The organism is Streptomyces anatolicus (genome assembly GCF_019400875.1).
GTDB lineage: Bacteria > Actinomycetota > Actinomycetes > Streptomycetales > Streptomycetaceae > Streptomyces > Streptomyces anatolicus.
On sequence record NZ_WMBF01000513.1, the window covers coordinates 1 to 4,262 of the forward strand.

General features: G+C 70.4%; 3 protein-coding genes. All 3 read left to right on the forward strand.

The window, feature by feature from the left end:
- Positions 1-200: 200 nt before the first annotated feature.
- Positions 201-692 (forward strand): MarR family winged helix-turn-helix transcriptional regulator, encoded by a 492-nt coding sequence (locus GKQ77_RS28540; protein WP_219691830.1) that lies wholly within the window; start codon positions 201-203, stop codon positions 690-692.
- Between the two features lie 97 nt (positions 693-789).
- Positions 790-3,243: an MFS transporter gene (locus GKQ77_RS28545; protein ID WP_504739870.1), complete on the forward strand. Its 2,454-nt coding sequence runs from the start codon at positions 790-792 to the stop codon at positions 3,241-3,243.
- A gap of 225 nt (positions 3,244-3,468) precedes the next feature.
- Positions 3,469-4,262 (forward strand): YceI family protein (locus tag GKQ77_RS28550; protein ID WP_219691833.1); only part of this gene is annotated, 794 nt, incomplete at its 3' end.

The window sequence follows — 4,262 nt, forward strand, 5'->3', positions numbered from 1 at the left end:
GGGGTGCCTGGGGGTTGTGTGCCATGGGTCAGGACACTAGCGAATCCCCGGCTCCCGGCCCAACCCCCGCCCGCCTGGGACTTTACGCGCGCAACCGCAGAGCTTTGCCGACTCTTTAGGGCCTTGGTCCGGTTTTAGTTTGCCTGCGGCAACCAACTGCTTCTATCGTTGCCCTAAGCAACAAATACCCAGGAGGTGCCGTGGCCGCGCAGCGTCAGTACGAGGAGCTGGCCCGACAGCTCAGCGCCATCGGTGCCGTGAAGCGCGGCCTCGGCCGGGGCCTGCCCCACGACTGCCCCGGCGGCTCGGCCGCCGTACTCATCCTCCTGGAGCGCCACGGCGCCATGCGGATGAGCAGGCTCGCGGAGCTGCTCGCCGTCGACATGTCGGTCACCAGCCGCCATGTCGCGCACGTCGCGGAGAAGGAGTGGATAGTCCGCGACCCCGACCCGGCCGACAAGCGCTCGCGGATCCTGCGGCTCACGCCCGAGGGCAAGGCCAAGGTCGACGAGTTGTCCGAGCTGTCCATCCGGACCCTCACCCACTACTTGCACGACTGGACCGACGACGAGGTCGTCCAGCTCAGCACCTTGCTCGCGCGCCTGCGCGACAGCTTCGGGGACTGCCGAGCGGCTTCGGCCCGGCTTCCCGACGTACAGACCACCCCAGAGACCACCCGTACACCCGCGTAAGAAAAGGAAGCCCATGGCAACAACCACACCAGCCGGTGTGCGGGGCAGCCATGCCAAGCACGGAGCCCACCACGGTCACGCCGACGCGAACGCTCCGATGACGCACCGGCAGATCATGGAAGCGCTCTCCGGACTGCTGCTCGGCATGTTCGTGGCGATCCTGTCGTCGACGATCGTCTCCAACGCCCTGCCCGAGATCATCGGTGACCTCGGCGGCGGCCAGTCCGCCTACACCTGGGTCGTCACCGCCTCGCTCCTCGCGATGACGGCGACCACCCCGCTGTGGGGCAAGCTCTCGGACCTCTTCAGCAAGAAGGCCCTGGTCCAGATAGCCCTGATCATCTACGTCGGCGGTTCGGTCGTCGCCGGTCTCTCGCAGAGCGCGGGCATGCTCATCGCCTGCCGCGTCGTGCAGGGCATCGGCGTCGGCGGACTCTCCGCCCTGGCGCAGATCGTCATGGCCGCGATGATCTCCCCGCGTGAGCGCGGGCGTTACTCCGGCTACCTCGGCGCGACCTTCGCCGTCGCCACCGTCGGCGGGCCGCTGCTCGGCGGCGTCATCACCGACACCTCGTGGCTCGGCTGGCGCTGGTGCTTCTACGTCGGCGTGCCCTTCGCGATCATCGCGCTGATCGTGCTGCAGAAGACCCTGAAGCTTCCCGTCGTCAAGCGCGACGTGAAGGTCGACTGGGCGGGCGCCTTCTTCATCAGCGCCGCGGTCTGCCTGCTGCTCGTCTGGGTCACCTTCGCCGGTGACAAGTACGACTGGATGTCCTGGCAGACCGGCGCCATGGTCGGCGGTTCGATCGTCCTCGGGCTCCTCTTCGTACTCGTCGAGTCCAAGGCCAGCGAGCCGATCATCCCGCTGCGGCTCTTCCGCAACCGCACCATCACGCTCGCCTCGCTCGCCTCGCTCTTCGTGGGCGTCGCGATGTTCGCGGGCACGGTCTTCTTCAGCCAGTACTTCCAGCTGGCGCGGGGCGAGTCCCCGACGATGTCCGGTGTCATGACGATCCCGATGATCGGCGGCCTGTTCATCTCGTCGACCGTCTCGGGCCAGGTCATCACCAAGACGGGCAAGTGGAAGGCGTGGCTGGTCAGCGGCGGTCTGCTGGTGACGGCGGGCCTCGGTCTGCTCGGCACCATCCGCTACGACACCGAGTACTGGCACATCGCGATCTACATGGCCCTGATGGGTCTCGGCATCGGCATGATGATGCAGAACCTGGTGCTGTGCACGCAGAACCAGGTCGAGCCGCAGGACCTCGGCGCCGCCTCCTCCGTCGTCACCTTCTTCCGCTCGCTCGGCGGTGCCATGGGTGTCTCGGCGCTGGGCGCGATCATGGCCACGCGGATCACCGACTACGTCAAGGACGGCATCACCGACCTCGGCCCGAAGGCGGCCGCGCAGTTCGGCCACGGCGGTACGGGCGGCGGTGGCATCCCCGACCTGGACAAGATCCCCGAGCCGTTCCGCACGGTGATGGAGAGCGCGTACGGGCACGGCATCGCCGATGTCTTCCTGATCGCCGCGCCGATGGCGCTGATCGCCTTCCTGATCACGCTGTTCATCAAGGAGGTGCCGCTGCGGACGTCGGGCGCGCTGGCCCAGGCCGCCGGAGAGACCTCCGGTGCCCCGGCTCAGGCCTCCGCCACCGCTCCCACCGCCGGTGAGCCCGTGCTCGCCTCCGTCGCCTCGCACGCCGAGTCCGGGCCCGAGGGCACGCAGCGGCTCGCCGCCGTGGCGTCTGCCGCCGAGGCCTCGGCCGGGGGGCTGCCGCCGGTCACGAACGGGATTCCGGTACGCGGTCACGTCCGCGGCGCCGAGAGCGCGCCCGTGCCGCAGGCCGCCGTCACGCTGATCTCCCTCGGGGGACGGCAGCTCGGCCGCGCGGTCGCCCAGGGCGACGGCGCCTACGCCCTCGACGCCCCCGGCGCCGGTTCGTACGTGCTGATCGCCTCCGCCGACGGTTTCCAGCCGCAGGCGTCCACCGTCGTCGTGGGCGAGGACGCCCTCGCGTACGACATCCTGCTCAGCGGCACCAGTGGGCTGAGCGGGCTCGTGCGGGACGCGGACAGCAAGCTGCCGGTCTCCGGGGCCATGGTCATCGTGACCGATGTGCGCGGTGACGTTCTCGCCACCGGACTCTCCGGCGAGCAGGGCGAGTTCACCTTCGCCGAGCTGGTCCCGGGCAGTGTCACCATCGCCGTGAACGCGGCCGGTCACCGGCCCGTCGCGCTGCCGGTCGAGGTCGGCGGGGCCGGGGTCACCCGGGTCGAGGTCGAGCTGAACTCCGGTGCGCGGGTGCTCGGCACCGTGCGTGCGGGCGGCTCGGCGCTGAACGACGCCCGGGTCACGCTGGTGGACGCCGCCGGCAACGTCGTCGCCACCGCGACCACCGGCACGGACGGGGCGTATGCCTTCACCGACCTGGACAGCGGGGAGTACACGGTCATCGCGACCGGCTACCCGCCGGTGGCGACCGGCCTGACGGTGACCGGAAGCGGCATCGACGGCCACGACATCGAACTCGCCCACCCGGGCGAGTGACGACCCCGGCCCGTGACCGCGCCCCGAGCGGAGGCGCGGCCGCGGGCCGGTCGCGGAAAGGGCCCCTGGGCCGGCGGTGACGTTCACGGCAAGGGACGGCCGGTCACCGCCGCCCAGGGGCCTTCCGATTGCGCCGGAGCCAGCAGCTAGGGCGCTACCTCCTGACGGAGTTCGAACTTTTCTTTGAGGCCTTCCGTGAGGGAGGCCCGGCTAGGAGTAAACGGGATGGGACTCAACGCTCGGATCCGCACGCGTGACGGGTGGGCCGTGCCGCACGCCGTCGTCACGGTGACCGACATGACCGGGGCACAGGTGCTGCGGGCGGCGACGGACGGGGAGGGCGTCGTACGGGACGACACCGTGCTCCCGGCCGGCCCGTACACCGTCATCGTCACCGCCGTCGGCTACGCGCCCGTCGCCTCCACCGTGCTCGTCACCGCCAGCGGACGGGCCGAGGTCGGCAACATCGTCCTGGCCCGGCAGGGCGGTACGGAGCTGCCGCCGCCCGGTCCGTGGACGATCGACCCGGCGCACTCCACGGTGGGCGCCGTCGCGCAGCACCTCGGGATCACCAGCGTGCACGGACGGTTCCTGGAGTTCGGGGGGCGGGTGGAGATCGCCGAGGACGTGGAGAAGTCGCGCGTCGAGGCGGTCATCCGGGCGGCCTCGATCGACACGGGCAACGGCATGCGGGACGGCCACCTGAAGTCGCCGGACTTCCTGGACGTCGACCAGTACCCCGAGATCACCTACCGCTCGACGGGACTCACGCCCGCCGGAGCGGACCGGTGGACGGTGCACGGGGAGCTGGGGATGCACGGTGTCGTACGGCCGGTCGACCTGGAGCTGAGCTATCTGGGGACCGGGGCGGACCCCTGGGGCGGGACGAGGGCGGCGTTCCGCGCCACGGCGGAGCTGCGGCGGGAGGACTTCGCGATGAACTACAACCAGGTGGTGCAGGCGGGAATCTCGGCGATCGGCACAACACTGCGGGTGGAACTGGACGTGCAGGCTGTGCA